This window comes from Phocaeicola faecium (assembly GCF_014837055.1).
GTDB classification, from domain to species: Bacteria; Bacteroidota; Bacteroidia; order Bacteroidales; family Bacteroidaceae; genus Phocaeicola; species Phocaeicola gallinarum.
In genome coordinates, this window is record NZ_JACSPQ010000053.1 from 58,598 (window position 1) to 75,989 (window position 17,392).

Annotated in this window: 14 protein-coding genes; 6 read left to right on the top strand and 8 right to left on the bottom strand. The window is 46.9% G+C overall.

The window, feature by feature from the left end; all coding sequences use genetic code 11:
- Positions 1-5: 5 nt before the first annotated feature.
- The 5 genes from H9626_RS13970 to H9626_RS13990 form a co-directional block, all read right to left on the bottom strand.
- On the bottom strand, positions 6-737 hold the full coding sequence (locus H9626_RS13970) for a cell division protein FtsQ/DivIB (protein WP_191710867.1): 732 nt from the start codon (positions 735-737) through the stop codon (positions 6-8).
- Positions 734-2,110 carry a UDP-N-acetylmuramate--L-alanine ligase gene (gene murC / locus H9626_RS13975; protein ID WP_191710868.1) on the bottom strand — a complete coding sequence of 459 codons (1,377 nt, stop codon included), beginning with the start codon at positions 2,108-2,110 and terminating at the stop codon, positions 734-736. The genes H9626_RS13970 and murC overlap by 4 nt, the downstream gene beginning before the upstream one ends.
- A complete protein-coding gene (murG, locus tag H9626_RS13980) occupies positions 2,100-3,230 on the bottom strand; it encodes an undecaprenyldiphospho-muramoylpentapeptide beta-N-acetylglucosaminyltransferase (protein ID WP_178257309.1) in 1,131 nt (376 codons plus the stop codon). The genes murC and murG overlap by 11 nt, the downstream gene beginning before the upstream one ends.
- 460 nt (positions 3,231-3,690) lie before the next feature.
- A complete protein-coding gene (ybeY, locus tag H9626_RS13985) occupies positions 3,691-4,110 on the bottom strand; it encodes an rRNA maturation RNase YbeY (protein WP_178257310.1) in 420 nt (139 codons plus the stop codon).
- A 9-nt stretch (positions 4,111-4,119) separates the two neighbouring features.
- Positions 4,120-5,352 carry a nucleoside recognition domain-containing protein gene (locus H9626_RS13990; protein WP_178257311.1) on the bottom strand — a complete coding sequence of 411 codons (1,233 nt, stop codon included), beginning with the start codon at positions 5,350-5,352 and terminating at the stop codon, positions 4,120-4,122.
- A gap of 83 nt (positions 5,353-5,435) precedes the next feature.
- Here H9626_RS13990 and H9626_RS13995 point away from each other — a divergent pair, with 83 nt between their 5' ends.
- From H9626_RS13995 to H9626_RS14020, 6 genes are all read left to right on the top strand, one after another.
- Entirely contained in the window at positions 5,436-6,476 is a 1,041-nt protein-coding gene (locus tag H9626_RS13995; RefSeq protein WP_191710869.1) for a DUF3810 domain-containing protein, read from the top strand.
- Positions 6,477-6,573: 97 nt separating this feature from the next.
- Complete coding sequence (locus H9626_RS14000; protein ID WP_178257313.1) at positions 6,574-7,704, top strand: N-acetyltransferase; 1,131 nt, start codon at positions 6,574-6,576, stop codon at positions 7,702-7,704.
- Between the two features lie 36 nt (positions 7,705-7,740).
- Positions 7,741-9,672, top strand: a complete 1,932-nt coding sequence (locus H9626_RS14005; RefSeq protein WP_191710870.1) for a DNA topoisomerase IV subunit B — start codon at positions 7,741-7,743, stop codon at positions 9,670-9,672.
- Between the two features lie 13 nt (positions 9,673-9,685).
- Positions 9,686-10,138: a pantetheine-phosphate adenylyltransferase gene (coaD, locus tag H9626_RS14010; protein WP_178257224.1), complete on the top strand. Its 453-nt coding sequence runs from the start codon at positions 9,686-9,688 to the stop codon at positions 10,136-10,138.
- 247 nt (positions 10,139-10,385) lie between these two features.
- Positions 10,386-12,893, top strand: coding sequence for a glutaminase domain-containing protein (locus H9626_RS14015; protein ID WP_191710871.1), 2,508 nt, complete (start codon positions 10,386-10,388; stop codon positions 12,891-12,893).
- 157 nt (positions 12,894-13,050) lie between these two features.
- Positions 13,051-14,634: a S41 family peptidase gene (locus tag H9626_RS14020; RefSeq protein ID WP_191710872.1), complete on the top strand. Its 1,584-nt coding sequence runs from the start codon at positions 13,051-13,053 to the stop codon at positions 14,632-14,634.
- Between the two features lie 58 nt (positions 14,635-14,692).
- Here the strand turns inward: H9626_RS14020 and H9626_RS14025 are convergent, their stop codons facing one another.
- From H9626_RS14025 to H9626_RS14035, 3 genes are read right to left on the bottom strand one after another with little or no spacing between them, the layout of a single operon-like run.
- On the bottom strand, positions 14,693-15,655 hold the full coding sequence (locus H9626_RS14025; RefSeq protein ID WP_225231028.1) for a DUF5106 domain-containing protein: 963 nt from the start codon (positions 15,653-15,655) through the stop codon (positions 14,693-14,695).
- A 17-nt stretch (positions 15,656-15,672) separates the two neighbouring features.
- The gene (dprA, locus tag H9626_RS14030) at positions 15,673-16,785 is read right to left on the bottom strand and encodes a DNA-processing protein DprA (protein ID WP_191710873.1); all 1,113 of its coding nucleotides are present in this window, start codon (positions 16,783-16,785) and stop codon (positions 15,673-15,675) included.
- Positions 16,782-17,189: an acyl-CoA thioesterase gene (locus H9626_RS14035; protein ID WP_178257220.1), complete on the bottom strand. Its 408-nt coding sequence runs from the start codon at positions 17,187-17,189 to the stop codon at positions 16,782-16,784. The genes dprA and H9626_RS14035 overlap by 4 nt, the downstream gene beginning before the upstream one ends.
- Positions 17,190-17,392 lie beyond the last annotated feature (203 nt).

Here is a 17,392-nt window from a genome sequence, read left to right on the forward strand (position 1 = left end):
TGCTTCTATTTTTTTGTACAAATAATCTGATTGTTAAACTCTACGCTGATGCGACTGTACTTGTTCCAGCCCACCCGATTCAGCGCCTCTTTATAAAAGGTTTGCAATTTACTGAATTTTTCTTGATAATCACCGCCTTTTCCAAGAAAAAGAATATGATCGCCTACACGGGGAACAATTTCGAGTTCTTGTTTGGGCGTTACGTTGATTTGTTCCACTTGTGCGTTCCAGAAAGGATCGGTCTGCAGAAATTTACCCAAGCTATATAATTCGGTTTGGGCGTATTTGCGGTCGATGAAGCCGGTGGCTATCGGCACATGGATGGATTGTCCGGGCGATGCCATGATTTTCCCTTCATCGTCTACATAATAATTATCTCCATTACTGCTGAAAACATGCAACAGGGGAATGCGTTGGTAGATTTCAATGCCTACTTTTCCGCCCGAAGTAAGATAACACTCTGCTTCGCGGACGAACGGATGGTGTGAAAGCACATCTTCCAACGTACGTACGTTAATGGTTCCTGTGGCTTTTCCTTCCGGATAAACCTGTTTTTTCTTCAAAAGTTGTATGATGCCTTTCTCGGTAATGAATCCGTAGTTTACCTTGTCTTTCACTACAAGCTCCACCCCTTTGCAAATCCGGTCATCGGGTTTGCGGTTAAACGCCGTTACTGCCACCACCAAGTATGCCGACAATACAAATACGATACAGACTGTTAAAATCCGCTTTATCATCTGTTATTCAACAATTCATATATTTGTGGAACATAATTATCAATATCTCCCGCTCCCAGCGTAATCAATACTTCGAGCGGAAGGCTTTTCAGCATGTCGAGCAAGTCTTCTTTCCGGCACATATACTTTTTCATGTCCGGACGAAGGTTATCATAAATCAGTTGCGAAGTTACACCCGGAATAGGCTGTTCGCGTGCCGGATAGATATCCAGCAGAATCACCTCATCCAACAACGAAAGGCTATCGGCAAAGTCTTGATAGAAATCTCGCGTGCGGGTGTACAGGTGGGGCTGAAAAACAGCCGTAATCTTTTTATCCGGATAAAGCATACGGATAGAAAGAATGCTTTGGCGGATTTCTGCCGGATGATGGGCATAATCGCTCAAAAAAACAATATGTTCATTCTTTATCTTGAAGTCGAAGCGGCGGTCTACGCCTTTGAAGGTTGCCATTGCCTGACGGATTTCTTCGGGAGTCGCTCCGCCAATCTGAGCCAGTGCCATTGCCGCAATACCGTTTTCGATGTTGATGTAAACAGGAACACCCAACCGGATATCTGAAATGTTACCCAGCGGAGAAACGTAGTCGAAATAAATCTCACCGTTCGATATGCGGATGTTTTCGGCATGAAAGTCACCCTCTTTCTCCGAATAGGTATAAACCGTTACACCCGGCTGAACGTCGGGCTGCAGCTCCAGCCCTTGCTTGATAATCAGATAGCCGCCCGGCTGAATCAGTGAGGTATATTTGCGGAAACTTTCCAAGTAAGCCTCCCGCGTGCCGTAAATGTCCAGATGGTCGGAGTCAACAGCCGTAATAACGGTGGCATACGGTGTGAGCCAGTGGAAAGAACGGTCGAACTCATCGGCTTCGATAACCACGTAATCGCTTTCGGAGGAAAGCAGCAGATTGGTTCCGTAGTTCTTTGAGATGCCTCCCAAGAAGGCGTTACACCCTACATGCGACTGATGAAGCAGGTGAGCAGCCATCGTCGAGGTGGTAGTCTTACCGTGCGTGCCAGCCACACACATTCCTTTTTCCGTATGGGTCAACATGCCCAATACCTGCGCCCGCTTCTTGATTTCGAAGTGATGCTCGTTGAAATAAGCCAACTCCTGATGGGTGGCAGGGATAGCCGGTGTATAAACCACCAGCGTCTTCGCCGGATTAAGGAAATCGGCGGGTATAAGCGAAACGTTTTCTTCGTAATGGATGGCAGCACCTTCGGCTATCAGCTTTTCAGTCAGCTCGGTAGGGGTGCGGTCATACCCGCCCACTTTCTTTCCTTTCGAGAGAAAATAGCGGACTAAGGCACTCATCCCGATGCCTCCGGCTCCGATGAAATAAACTGCCTCAATGGTATTAACGTTCATGTTTGTCTTTATAGTTTAATGCCAACTTATAGACTTCGGCGGCAATGACGTCTGCCGAATCTCTGAAAGCCAGCTTAGCAATGTTCGTACTCAAATTTTTTAATGTTTCGGGCTGGTTGACCGCTTTTACGGCTTCGTCGAGCAACTTGTCGGCAGCCTCACTGTCTTTTACGTAAAGGGCGGCATCCTTGTTTACCAGCGCCAGCGCGTTTTTTGTCTGATGGTCTTCTGCCACATTGGGCGAAGGAACCAAGATTACCGGTTTTTCCAACAGGCAGAGTTCCGAAATCGAACCGGCTCCTGCGCGGCTGATTACCAAATCGGCGGCACGGTAAGCCGTAGCCATGTCTGCAATAAAGTCTGTTACGTAAAGCATGGGCAGTTCGCCGGCCTGTCTCACTGCTGCTTTAGCCTCATCAATATAAAATTTACCCGTTTGCCAGATAAACTGTACACCGGATGCTTTTATTTTCTCCAGTCCTTGCATTACACAGCGGTTGATGGTACGTGCCCCCAAACTCCCCCCGATAATCAATACGGTTTTCTTTGTGGTATCAAGCCCAAACGAACGGACAGCTTCTTCACGGCTTAGTTTTGTGTCGAGCAGATTCTGCCGGACGGGATTACCTGTCAAGATGATTTTATTTTTATCGAAAAAACGCTCCATGCCTTCGTAAGCCACACAAATCTTGGCGGCTTGCTTAGCCAGTAGTTTATTTGTAACACCTGCATACGAGTTTTGTTCTTGCAGCAAGGTAGGGATTCCCATGCTTCCTGCCACTTTCAGCGTAGGACCGCTGGCATATCCTCCCACGCCCACGGCTGCATGTGGCTTGAAATCTTTGATTATCTTACGAGCTTTCAGTTGGCTGCGCACCAATTTAACCAACACACCGATATTCTTCAACAAATGTTTCCGGTCGAATCCGGCTACCGGAAGTCCGATAATCCGATATCCGGCGGCTGGAACGCGCTGCATCTCCATGCGCCCCTCGGCACCCACAAACAGTATTTCCGTATCAGGGTGTTGCTTCTTCAAGGCGTTGGCAATGGATACAGCCGGGAATATATGTCCTCCCGTTCCTCCTCCGCTGATAATTATGCGCACATTTTTTTCCATCTTTTACTTTTTTTGCAAAGGTAAAAATAAACTTCTAAATTGGTTAATTAAGAGGCAGTTTTAATTTTCCAATAAAGCGTCTTGTCATACTTTTTCCAGCTCTCCGACACACGGCAGGTATTATCTTGGTATACGGACCGGATTTTTTACGTTCGTACCGGCATGTCCGACTGTGAACCGTTGTATTTCCCTCATACACAGTGCGGCCCTATTTTGCCGGAAGCATAAAAAAACGCTACCCGTAAAACCAGTCTGTTCTATGGGTAGCGTCGGGCAATTCTACCGCAAGGAATGAGCAACGCTAACGTTAGTTTTTCCCGACGCATGAATTGGAAGATTTTCTGTCTGTTCTTTCACCGGACGGAAAGATGCTAACGGGTTTGATAAGTTAAAATATTTTTACCGGAAAGGTCGCGGTACAGGTTGCAAAGTCATCCCTCGGAAAGGCGGACGGGAACGGTCATGAAACACGCATCCCAAGCGCCTTGTTCTCGGCAGCCTCCATGATTTCACGCTCGCCCGGCCCCTTGTCATTGATGCCGCAAAGGTGAAGGATGCCGTGGATGATAACGCGATGCAACTCCGTATCGTACTCCGCGCCAAACTGCTCGGCATTGGTACGAACGGTGTCAAGACTGATGAAAAGGTCGCCCGCAATGCGGTTTCCCTCGCAGTAATCAAACGTAATGATATCCGTGTAGTAATCGTGTTGCAGGTACTGGCGGTTCACTTCCAATATCTTTTCGTCGGAACAGAAAATGTAAGCGATTTCGCCCACACGTTTTCCGTACGTTGCAGCCACGGCTTTAATCCATGCCGTAGTTTCACTTTGATTGATGGCAGGCATTTCCACGCCCTCGGTCTGATAAGTAATCATCATATATTCAGATTAATGAAAAAACATGTAACAGATGAAAATAGCCGCAATAACCCCGGCAAGGTCGGCAAGTAACCCGCACGAAACGGCATGGCGCGTACGCACGACGCCTACACTGCCGAAATAAACGGCAAGAATGTAAAAAGTAGTATCGGTGGCTCCCTGAAAGATACATGCCAGTCGCCCCACAAACGAATCTGCACCATACGTACTCATGGCATCTACCATCAGCCCGCGCGCCCCGCTTCCGCTCAGCGGTTTCATCAGTGCAGTAGGCAGCGCACCCACAAAATCACTATCCATCCCGCACCACTCAACCAGCCGGGCTATACCTTGTGTCAGATAATCCATGCACCCCGACGCGCGAAACACTCCGATAGCCACAAGGATTGCCACCAGATAGGGAATGATGCGGACGGCAGTAGAAAAGCCCTCCTTCGCCCCTTCGATAAACGCATCGTAAACGTTGATTTTTTTTCTGACTCCTGCCAGAATAAATCCAATGATAATCGTGAAAAGCAACACGTTGGCGGTTGTGGTAGAATAAACATCTATTTGCTCGCGCGGCAGCGTGCTGAAAAAATAAATCAAAAGAGCGATAAACAGACTCGCCCCGCCTAAAAACAGAAGGACGGTACGGTTAAACAAGTTGATGCGCTGGTACAGACTGACTGCAACAATGCCTGCCAGCGTGGAAAAGAATGTGGCAAGCAGGATAGGAACAAATACATCCGTGGGTTGAGCCGCCCCCAACTGTGCACGGTAAACCATGATGCTGATAGGAATCAGCGTGAGCCCTGAAGTATTCAGCACCAAAAACATTATCATCGGATTACTTGCCGTATCTTTGCGCGGATTAAGAGCTTGCAGCCCTTCCATCGCTTTCAGCCCCAACGGTGTGGCAGCATTGTCCAGCCCCAACATGTTGGCAGCAAGATTCATAAAGATACTTCCCGTAACGGGATGCCCTTTCGGGATGTCGGGGAAAAGTTTGGAGAATAACGGGCTCAGCATACGCGACAGCCAGTTCACCACTCCTCCCAGTTCGCCTATCTTCATAATACCCATCCAGAGCGACAGTACCCCCGTCAGTCCCAATGAGATTTCAAACGCCGTTTTCGACGATTCGAACGTAGAGTTGATAATAGTCGGAAATACTTCCGTATCACCCAAACATACCAATCGCACCAGCGCCACTATAAAGGCAAGGGCGAAAAAAGCTATCCAAATGTAATTCAATACCATGTGTTATGTTACTTTGTCCGCAAAAGTAAAGATTTTATCGGTTAGTTTTATAGTGATAACCGAAAAACCTATAACTTTGTTTCATGAAACCATTCCGTTTGCGTCATCTCCGCCTTGCGGTGGGAGCGATATTATTTGCCGGCATCCTGCTGTTCCGCTTCATTCCCGGAGCCGGAGAGGTATATGCCCGGACGTTTTATCCCGTCATCTCGTCCGTGCTTTCAGCCGTAGCCTCAACAGTGCCGGTATTGCTTGAAGAAGTGCTGGTTATCGGGGCAGGCGCAGGATTACTGATTTACCCTTTTGCGGCACGTCGGCACGGATGGAAACACATTGTTTTCCGCGAAGCCGAAATAATTGCATGGATTTACATCTGGTTTTACTGGGGATGGGGAATGAATTATTTCCGTAACGATTTCTATCAGCGGGCAAACGTAACCCCTGTTGCTTATCACGAAGAAGACTTCCGCCGCTTCTTGCATACCTATACCGAAAAGCTGAACAAGGCTTACGTCGCCTTACCCTCGTCGTTCGAAGTCCGGACGGCAGAAGAAGAAATCAAAGAAATTTATCGCACGTTGCCCGCACATTTCGGCTTGGCTGAGCCCCGCTCCTTCCAACATCCCAAACGTTCGCTGATGGACGGGCTTTATTCCTCGGTGGGCGTGCTGGGCTACATGGGTCCCTTTTTTGCCGAATCCTATATTAATAAATGTATGAAAGCAGATGCATTTACATACGCCCACGAACTGTCACACTGGTTAGGAGTGAGCAGCGAAGCCGAAGCGAATTTCTGGGCATATCAGGTATGCTTGCGCTCATCTGATGCCGCCATTCGCTATCAAGGCTACTTCGGTCTGCTGCCTTACGTGTTGACCAACGCAAACAGCCTGTTATCCCAGCATGAATTTGAGGCATGGGTACAAACTCTCCTCCCAGAAATAACAGCCGATTACCGGAAACTCCGCCAACTCCGTGCCCGATTATACAGTCCGCTCGTAGGTTCGATTCAAGACACCGTTTACGACTGGTATCTGAAAAGTAACCGAATATCATCCGGACAGAAAAACTATGCCGAAGTTATCGGCATGATTTTGTCTGTGCAAGAAGAGTGGAGGTACTGAAATTCCATAAAAATAACATCAATCTTTACAAAGAGCCTGATTCTTCGAATAAAAAGTATTATCTTTACAGCCTGAATTTTCATGTAGTAACGAACTGATGGGCATTATTATCAAGAAAGTAAGTTCAAAACAAGAACTAAAAACGTTTATTCGTTTTAATTACGAATTATATAAAAATAACCCCTATTCCGTACCCGATTTGTACGACGACATGCTGAATACTTTCAGCCAGAAAAAGAATGCTGCATTCGAGTTTTGCGAAGCCGATTACTTTTTAGCCTACAAAGACGGTAAAGTGGCGGGCCGTGTAGCTGCTATCATTAACCATCGTGCTAATGAAACATGGAATAAAAAAGAAGTAAGGTTCGGATGGATTGACTTTATAGATGATATGGAAGTGTCATCCGCTTTGCTGAAACAGGTAGAAGAGTGGGGAAAAGAACGCGGCATGGAGGCAATGGTCGGTCCGTTGGGCTTTACCGATTTAGACGCAGAAGGTATGCTGATCGAAGGTTACGACCAATTGAGCACCATGTCTACCATTTATAATTACCCGTATTATCCTGTACACATGGAGAAGTTGGGCTTTGAGAAAGAAGCCGACTGGGTGGAGTTTAAATTGATGGTGCCTGATAAGTTGCCCGATAAGTTCGTACGTATCTCCGAAATAATCCTCCAAAAATACAATCTGAAGATTAAAAAGCTGAAACGTAAAGAAATCAAGGAGAAGAATTACGGACAGAAAATATTCGACTTGATAAACGAAGCATACGCTCCTCTTTACGGCTTTTCAAAGATGACGCAAGGGCAGATTAACCAATATATAAAGATGTATCTTCCGCTGATCGACTTACGGATGGTATCGCTTGTAGAAAATGAACAGGGCGAACTGGTAGCTGTGGGTATATCGATGCCCTCGCTTTCAAAGGCTTTGCAGAAAGCTAAAGGACGGATGTTACCCTTCGGATGGTATCATCTGCTGAAAGCCTTATTCATAAAAAAGCCCAAGATACTCGATTTGCTGCTGGTAGGCGTTAAGCCGGAATATCAGAGCAAAGGAGTCAACGCCCTTCTGTTCTACGATTTGGTTCCCATCTATCAGCAAATGGGATTTGAATACGGCGAAAGTAATCCGGAGTTGGAAGTAAACAAAAAAGTACAGGCCCAATGGAGTGCATTCGAATCGGTACAGCATAAGCGCCGCAGAGCATTCCGCAAGAGTTTTTAAGCAGAGTCCGTCAATCCTATATAAAGTATAAGAAGAATGGAAGAGACTAACGAACAAATAACCAATCCGGTTTCATATACTGAGGAGAACATCCGCCACCTGAGCGATATGGAGCATGTGCGTACCCGTCCGGGTATGTACATCGGGCGTTTGGGCGATGGCTCGCAGGCGGAAGACGGCATTTATGTACTGCTGAAAGAAGTGATAGACAACTCGATTGATGAGTTCAAAATGGGAGCCGGAAAGCGTATCGACATCCAGATGGAAGATAATCTGCGTGTCTCCGTACGCGATTACGGACGCGGTATTCCGTTGGGAAGTCTGGTGGATGCCGTATCAATGCTGAACACAGGAGGTAAGTACGATACCAAAGCCTTCAAGAAGAGCGTCGGGCTGAACGGAGTGGGTGCAAAGGCTGTCAATGCACTAAGTTCACGCTTTGTGGCACGGAGCATACGCGACGGACAGATGCGCGAAGCCATTTTCGAACGTGGCAATTTGTTGAGCGATACCATGCAGGAAACCAACGAAGAAAACGGAACTTACATTTTCTTCGAACCGGACAATACCCTGTTTGTTAACTACCATTTCCGCCCGGAATTTATTGAAACCATGCTCCGGAATTATACGTATCTCAATACGGGGCTGGCTATTTACTACAATAATCACCGCATCATCAGCCGCAACGGACTGGAGGATTTGCTGAACGATAACATGACTTCGCAGGGATTATACCCCATTATCCACTTAAAAGGCGAAGACATCGAGATTGCTTTCACCCACAGCCCACAGTACGGCGAAGAATATTACTCGTTCGTAAACGGACAGCATACCACACAGGGAGGTACGCACCAAAGTGCCTTTAAAGAACATATCGCACGCACGATAAAAGAGTTCTATGGAAAAAACTTGGAATATCAGGATATCCGTAACGGACTGGTAGCTGCCATTGCCATTAATGTCATCGAACCCACGTTTGAGAGTCAGACCAAAATCAAGTTGGGTTCATTGACCATGGCTCCCGAAAAAGACTCAGAGGGAAATCCTTATCCGCTGTCGGGCGTAAGTGTCAACAAATTTGTAGGTGACTTCGTTAAAGAACAAGTAGACAATTATCTGCATAAACACGTAGACGTGGCGGAAGTCATGCTTCAGAAGATACAGGAATCGGAAAAAGAGCGCAAGGCTATTGCCGGTGTAACAAAGATTGCCCGCGAGCGTGCAAAAAAAGCCAATCTGCATAACCGCAAGCTGCGTGATTGCCGCATCCACTTGAACGATACGAAAGTCAGCAAGAAAGACGAGGAAGACGACCCCCGTCTGGAAAGTTCCATCTTCATTACCGAGGGAGATTCTGCAAGCGGTTCTATCACGAAAAGTCGCGATGTAAATACCCAAGCCGTGTTCAGCCTGCGGGGAAAACCGCTTAACTCGTTCGGACTGACCAAAAAGGTGGTTTACGAGAATGAAGAATTCAATCTCCTGCAAGCCGCTCTGAACATAGAAGACGGCTTAGACGGATTGCGCTATAATAAAGTTATCGTAGCTACCGATGCCGATGTAGACGGTATGCACATCCGCCTGTTGATGATAACGTTCTTCCTTCAGTTCTTCCCCGACTTGATAAAAAAAGGACACGTATACATTTTGCAAACCCCGCTTTTCCGCGTACGCAACCGCCGGAAAGGTGTGTATGAAACCCTTTACTGTTATTCGGAAGAAGAACGACTTGCTGCCATTGAGAAACTGTCGCCCAATCCGGAGATAACCCGTTTTAAAGGTCTGGGTGAGATTTCGCCCGAAGAATTCCGTAACTTCATCGGGAAAGACATGCGGTTAGAACAAGTAACGCTTCGGAAAACCGATGCCGTAAAAGAACTGTTGGAGTTTTACATGGGTAAAAATACAATGGAAAGACAGAATTTTATTATCGACAACCTTGTAGTTGAAGAAGACATAGTAAGCTAAACGAAACAAAACAATGAAAAGAGCAATATTCCCCGGAACATTCGACCCGTTTACCGTGGGACACTATTCCGTAGTCAAACGTGCGTTGACATTTATGGACGAAGTTATCATCAGTATCGGAATCAACGAAAGCAAACGCACATGGTTTCCTACGGAAAAGCGGTTAGACATGATTCGTAAACTATATGCTGATGATCCGCGGGTTAAAGTCATGGCTTACGACGGACTGACCATTGACTTTGCCATAGAACAAAATGCACAGGTCATTATTCGCGGTATCCGTACCGTACGCGATTTTGAATACGAAGAAACAATAGCCGATGTCAACCGCAAATTGTCCGGCATCGAAACCATCCTTCTGTTCACCGAACCCGAACTGACATCCGTCAGCTCCACCATCGTCCGCGAACTGCTTCAGTTCGGCAAAGACGTTACTCCATTCCTTCCTCAAGGAATGAAAATCTGACTCCTCTCCGGCTCCTTCAGAAATCAGCCATAAGACATAACAAAGGCATCGGCATGTTTTACCCAAGACAAGCCGATGCCTTTATTTATCATAACTTAGCGGATTACGTAGGGTTTTGAATAACAACTTTTGTTTTTTGGAACAATTATTTCCGCTATTCTCAATGCAGGGGCTTACTTTTGCATCAAACCCAATAGGCTTTTTGAATATCAATTGTAGTAACTAATACCAAAAACAAACGAAAACAATGAAAAAACTTACAACTGCAACTTTGCTTGCTATGGGGCTGTGTAGCCAACTTCAGGCTACAGATTTGTTTAAGCCGGTTCAAGAAACAGACTTGAGACTTCCATCTGTTCCGCTGGTAACTTCTGACCCTTATTTTTCTATCTGGTCGCCTTATGACAAACTGAACGAAGGAAGTACCAAACACTGGACAAACGATGAGAAATCATTAATAGGAGCCGTTCGTGTAGACGGAAAAGTATATCGGTTCATGGGAAAACAGGCACTCGAAGCATTGGTGTCAATGGCTGGTAGTGAGGCTTGGGAAGGCCATTATACTTTTGATGCGCCTCAAGGAGAATGGACAGCGCTGGATTATGCGGCAAATGGCTGGCAGAAAGGACAAGGGGCGTTCGGCACAAACGATATGCCTGCGGTACGCACCGGGTGGAACACGAAAGACATCTGGGTACGCCGCGAATTTAATCTGAATGAAATCCCGGCAAATGCCCCTATTTATTTGAAGTATTCACACGATGATGTGTTCGAACTTTACCTGAACGGCGAAAAACTGGTGGCTACGGATTACTGCTGGAGAAACAATGTGGTGTTGGAGTTGTCTGACAAAGTACGTGCCAAGATGCGCAAAGGGAAAAATGTTATCGCTGCGCATTGTCATAACACGACCGGAGGTGCTTACGTAGACTTCGGATTGTATACGACTAACCAGAAGACGGTGGAATTTGAGAATGCAGCCATCCAGAAATCGGTAGATGTATTGCCCACCCAAACTTACTATACGTTTACTTGCGGTCCGGTGGAACTCGACGTGGTTTTTACTGCCCCCATGCTGATTGACGATCTCGACCTGATTTCAACTCCCATAAACTATATTTCTTATCAGGCTACCTCTACCGATAAAAAAGCACACGATGTGCAGGTGTATATCGAAACGACTCCTCAACTCGCCGTAAACGAAATGACCCAGCCCACTAAAGCACAGGTTATCCGGAAAAACGGTATCAATTACGTTGAGGCAGGAAGTATCGATCAACCGATTACCGACCGAAAGGGAGACTTGATAAGCATCGATTGGGGATATGTGTATCTGGCTGGAAAAAACGGAGCAAATACTTCGGTCAGTTTAGGAAATTATGCCGACATGAAAGCGGCGTTCTCTACGCAAGGAGAACTGATGGCAGGACGGCGTGAAGTTATCACACGCAAAGCCGACGAAATGCCTGCAATGGCTTATATGGAAGATTTGGGTACTGTTTCTTCCACAGGGAAAAGCGGTTTCATGATGATTGGATACGATGATATCTACTCTGTCGAATACATGTACGAACGACGGATGGCTTACTGGAAACACGACGGAAAGGTCAGCATTTTCGATGCTTTCGAACGCGCGAAGGCAAACTATCAGAGCATCATGGAGCGTTGCCGCGATTTCGATGCCATGATTATGAAGGATGCCGAAAAAGCCGGAGGCAAGAAATACGCCGAAATCTGTGCGGCTTCTTATCGACACGTGATGGCTGCCCACAAATTGTTTACCGACAAAGAAGGCAACTTACTGTTCTTCTCAAAAGAAAATAACAGTAACGGATGCATCAATACGGTAGACCTTACTTATCCTTCTGCTCCTTTGTTCCTTGTTTACAATCCCGACTTGATGAAAGGCATGATGACAAGTATCTTTGAATACAGCGCAAGCGGAAGATGGAACAAGCCTTTCCCGGCACACGATTTGGGTACTTACCCGATAGCCAACGGGCAAGTATATGGTGGCGACATGCCGATTGAAGAAGGCGGAAACATGGTGATTCTGGCTGCTGCCGTAGCCAAAGCCGAAGGAAATGCCGATTATGCAAAAAGATATTGGGACTTGCTTACCATCTGGACCAACTATCTGGCAGAGTATGGTCAAGATCCCGAAAATCAGTTGTGTACCGATGACTTTGCCGGACACTGGGCGCATAACGCTAACCTTTCGGTTAAGGCAATCATGGGAGTGGCAGCTTACAGCGAAATGGCTAAAATGTTAGGCATGGACGAAGTTGCCGAAACCTATATGACGAAAGCGCGAAACATGGCAAAGAAATGGATGGAAATGGCAGGCGAAGGAGACCATTACCGTCTGGCATTCGACCGCCCCAATACATGGAGCCAGAAATATAACATGGTATGGGATAAGATGTGGGGATTGAATCTGTTTCCGGGCGTAATGGAAAAAGAATTGAAATATTATCTGACCAAACAAAATCCTTTCGGTCTACCGCTGGACAGCCGGAAAGAATATACCAAATCTGATTGGATTATGTGGACAGCTTCCATGTCGGAAGATATGGAAACATTCCAACAGTTCATTAACCCATTATACAAATATGTCAACGAGACGACAACCCGCGTGCCTATCAGCGACTGGCATCATACCGACAGTGGCGAATGGGTAGGCTTCCGCGCCCGTTCGGTTATCGGTGGATATTGGATGAAGGTATTGATGGATAAAATGCAAGAAAAACAGTAACATATAGGCACATAAAACGCTACCGCTTGCGTTGGCCTGCACATGCGGATGTTTTCATTAACACTACCGCATACACGGACCAACGCAAGCGGTAATGTTTTTAATTAGTTTATTCCGCAGAAAATCCGTAAGTTTGCATTCAGAAAAACATTCTGAAATGAAAAGATATATATTGATGTTAGTGGCGTGTGCAGGCATAGTTGCGGCAGTCGCCCAAAACAAACTGTTGAACTCGCCTTTCCGCAAACTCCAACTGGCGGAATTTGCGATTGCCAACCTGTATGTAGATAAAGTAGACGAAGGAAAGTTGGTGGAAACGGCGATTATCAGTATGCTGGAAGAACTTGACCCACATTCCACTTACTCCGACCCGGAAGAAGTAAAACGCCTGAACGAACCTTTATTGGGAAACTTTGAAGGAATCGGGATTCAGTTTAATATGGCAACCGATACGCTGTTTGTCATCCAGCCCGTATCGGGAGGTCCTTCAGAAAAGGTAGGCATTCTGGCAGGCGACCGCATCATAGAGGTGAACGACACCGTAATAGCCGGAGTAAAAATGACTACGGATGAAGTAATGCGCCGTTTGCGCGGGCCTAAGGGGTCGAAAGTCGATGTAAAAGTATTGCGCAACGGAGTGAAAGAGTTATTGCCTTTTACCATCAAACGCGATAAGATACCGGTTTACAGTCTTGATGCTTCATACATGGTAAACAAACACGTGGGGTACATCCGCATCAATCGTTTTGCGGCAACTACCGGACAAGAGTTTCGTGACGCACTTGGCAAGTTGCAAAAGCAGGGCATGAAGGATTTAATACTCGACCTGCAAGGCAACGGGGGAGGTTACCTGAATGCGGCAATCGAACTGTGCGACCAACTGCTGGGTAAAAAAGAACTTATTGTGTATACAGAAGGACGCCGTAACCCTCGCTCGGAATTTACAGCAAAAGGTGACGGTGATTTCCAAACGGGCCGGCTGGTGGTACTGGTCGACGAGTATTCGGCATCTGCCAGCGAAATCGTTACGGGAGCCATTCAGGATTGGGACAGAGGCATCGTGGTAGGACGACGCACGTTTGGGAAAGGATTGGTTCAACGTCCGATTGATTTGCCCGACGGCTCCATGATCCGGCTCACCGTGGCGCGTTACTACACGCCTTCGGGACGCTGCATCCAAAAGCCTTATGAGAGTATCGAACAATATAATCAGGATTTGATAGACCGCTATAACCGTGGCGAAATGGTAAGTGCCGACAGTATTCATTTCCCCGATTCACTGAAAACCCGTACCCTGAAATTGGGACGAACGGTATACGGCGGGGGAGGCATCATGCCCGATTATTTCGTCCCGATTGATACCACCATGTACACCGACTATTATCTTGCTCTGCGCGATAAAGGAGCTATCGTTCAGGAGAATCTGAAGCTAATAGACCGCCATCGTGCCGAGTGGATGAAGAAGTATAAAACATTCGACCGCTTTAACCGCGATTTTGAAGTGACCGACGAGATGTTGAACGAACTGATAGCTACCGGAAAGGCAACCGGAGCCACATACGATGAGGAACAATATCAAACGGCACTGCCTTTAATCAAGACCCAACTGAAAGCATTGATAGCCCGCGATTTGTGGGACATGAACGAATATTTTCAGGTGATCAACGAACTGAGCAACAGTATGCAAAAAGCTGTTCAACTGCTGGAGCAGCCCGGCCTGAACTTTCCGAAGCGGGAATAATAACCATACGGGTCAGCGCAAATGCCAATGGATAGGGTTGCGCTGACCTGTATTCATCTCACAAGCCTAATGTTTCCTTAATACGCCCATAAGGTACATCTTTCAGAAGCACCTGCTTGCGGGCATCTAAAAGATAGAGGCTCGGCATGGCTTTCAAGTCATAAAGCGCATGGTCTTTTACCGTCATGCGGTCGTTTCCTATTATCCAGTTTTCCGGCATTTGAGGCAAGGCTTTTTTCCAAGCATCCTCATTTCCTTCGGTATAAATGGCAGTTACGGTTACATTGCCTTTATCTACCGCATTTGCCAATGCCGTATCGTCCATCATTTGTTGAAGAGTTTCATGGCAGCTCGGACATTCCGGATCATAAAACACCAATATCATCCGGTTGCCGCGAACGGATGTCTGCTTTAAGGAACGTTTACTCCCGTCGGGCAGGTAGTATACAAAGTCGGTGGCTTCTGTACCTACCCGGTTGCGGCTCGCCAACTCTGCCTTGAAAGCCAGTGTACTTTTCTGTGCTTCATCCAACGCCTTGCTTTGCATCATACGCTTCAGATAAACCAGATACAAGTCTTCGTTATAGAAAGGCGAGTTGGGATCGTACAGGTAATCTTCTGCCATCTGCATGAAAACCTTGCGCGCATGAGTATCTTGCTCCATTCCCGAACAGAAATTATCCATGCTCTGCCGGATGAGTTCCGGTCCGGTTATTCCGTCTGCCAACAATGCGATTTGATTTACAAAGCCTTGCTCGGAAACGTCCCGGTTATTGACTAATGCAGAGTCGGAGAAATCAAAGTTGTCCCAATAGTGTTGCAACAGGTATTCCTTTCGTTCTTCAGGCTCGGTCAGTGTAGAGGGAATGGACGGAAACGGGAACTGGGGTTCTACCGCTTGTTCCTGACGGGGGGACTGTGCGGAATCATCTGCCGTTTTCCTGCCGGCATTACCCTGACAGGCAAAGAGTACGACAAACATCAACAGTATCCCTACTTTGTTATATGACTTTTTTTTCATGGTTATATAAGATTAATTCAGATTAGTCTGTACATACCGCCTGCCAACGTGCGGATTATCCCTTTCATCTCTAACTCAAAAAGGATTCCGGTGAGGCGGTTGATGGCAATGTTGCTTTCTACTACCAACAAATTGATTTGCAGTCCTTCTTCGTGTTTCTGCAGCAGGTCGACTACCAGTTGTTCGTCGGCAGAGAGGTCGGGAAAAAGCTGACGCTGTACGGCTGCTGCCGGAGTTTTCTGAGGGGCATCCCAGTTCATCGCCTTAACCAATTCTTCCGCACTTTGAAGCAACGAAGCGCGATTATTACGTATCAGGTTGTTACACCCTTCGGAAAAGACATCACCCACTCTGCCGGGCACGGCAAAACAGTCGCGGTGGTAGCTTTCGGCTATTTCGGCTGTTATCAGCGAACCTCCTTTGGCTGCCGACTCAATGACCACTGTGGCATCACTGATACCCGCAACAATGCGATTACGCTTCACAAAGTTCTGGCGGTCGGGGCTGGTTCCGCTCGGATACTCGGTCAGCAGTCCGCCGTGTTCCGTCATTTCGGCTGCCGTTTTCCGGTGAACGTTCGGATAGATTCTATCCAGCCCGTGGGCCAGTACGCCTACCGTGTCCAGCCCGTTTTGTAAGGCTGCGCGATGGGCATGGATATCTACTCCATACGCCAAACCGCTTACTATGATGACATCGGGCAACAATTCTTTCAGTTCGCCCACAAACCTCAAACACATATCCTTTCCGTACTCTGTAACATTGCGCGTGCCTACGATGCTGACTACGTGCATGGCGTTCAGATCGGCATTTCCACGATAAAACAACACCAGCGGAGAATCTTCACACTCGCGTAAGCGCGAAGGGTAATCGGCATCTTTAGCAGTAAGTACACGGATGCGGTTTTTCTCGGCAAACTGTAATTCGGCTTCACACAGACGCAACGTATCAGGGCAGTCGAACGATTTTACCAGCCGTTTCGGGAAGCCCGGAATACTACGCGACAGCTCCTGCGTATGAAGGAACAAATCGCTCGCATTATCCACCGCACGCAACAAATTATGCGCTCCTATCAGTCCCACACCCGGAATGCGCGTAAGGGCAAACGTATAAAGCGTTTCTTCGTTCATTCGCTGAGGTAAGGAGAAAAGGTTTCGTAAAGTAATGCGCTTTCACTCAAACGTCCGCCTACGAGACAAACTGTTTCAACAGTCGACTTGATGACCGGCTTCATGTCGGGCAGGCGGAAAATATCTTGATAAAATACGTACTTAATGCCCTCTTTCTTCAGGTATAATTTTGACACGAACTCATCGCCGCTGCGCAGCGGAGTCTTGAATGCCATGTTCAGACGCGCCACCACGGGGTCGATGCCCTGCTCATGCAGCCGGGCAAAACTGATGCCTGCCGAAAGCAGAAATTCATGACGTGTATGCTCGATGTAATGTTGGTAATTGGCATTATTCACAATTCCCTGTAAGTCGCATTCGTAATCGCGCACTTTCATCGTAAGTTCAAAGATATACTTTTCCATATCAGTGTTTAGTGTTATTCTGACAAAGATATAGTTTATCTGTGAAAAAATAATCCGCTTTCTGCAGTAAGTTCTGAGAAATATCCTGTTCTGCCAACTATTGCTACAGATGCCTTCTCCGGTAAAATCCTGTATTTTAGGTACTATCCGGTTCTGTCGGGAAGTTGGAAAATCCTACCCATAGGACGGGGGAATTCTATGGG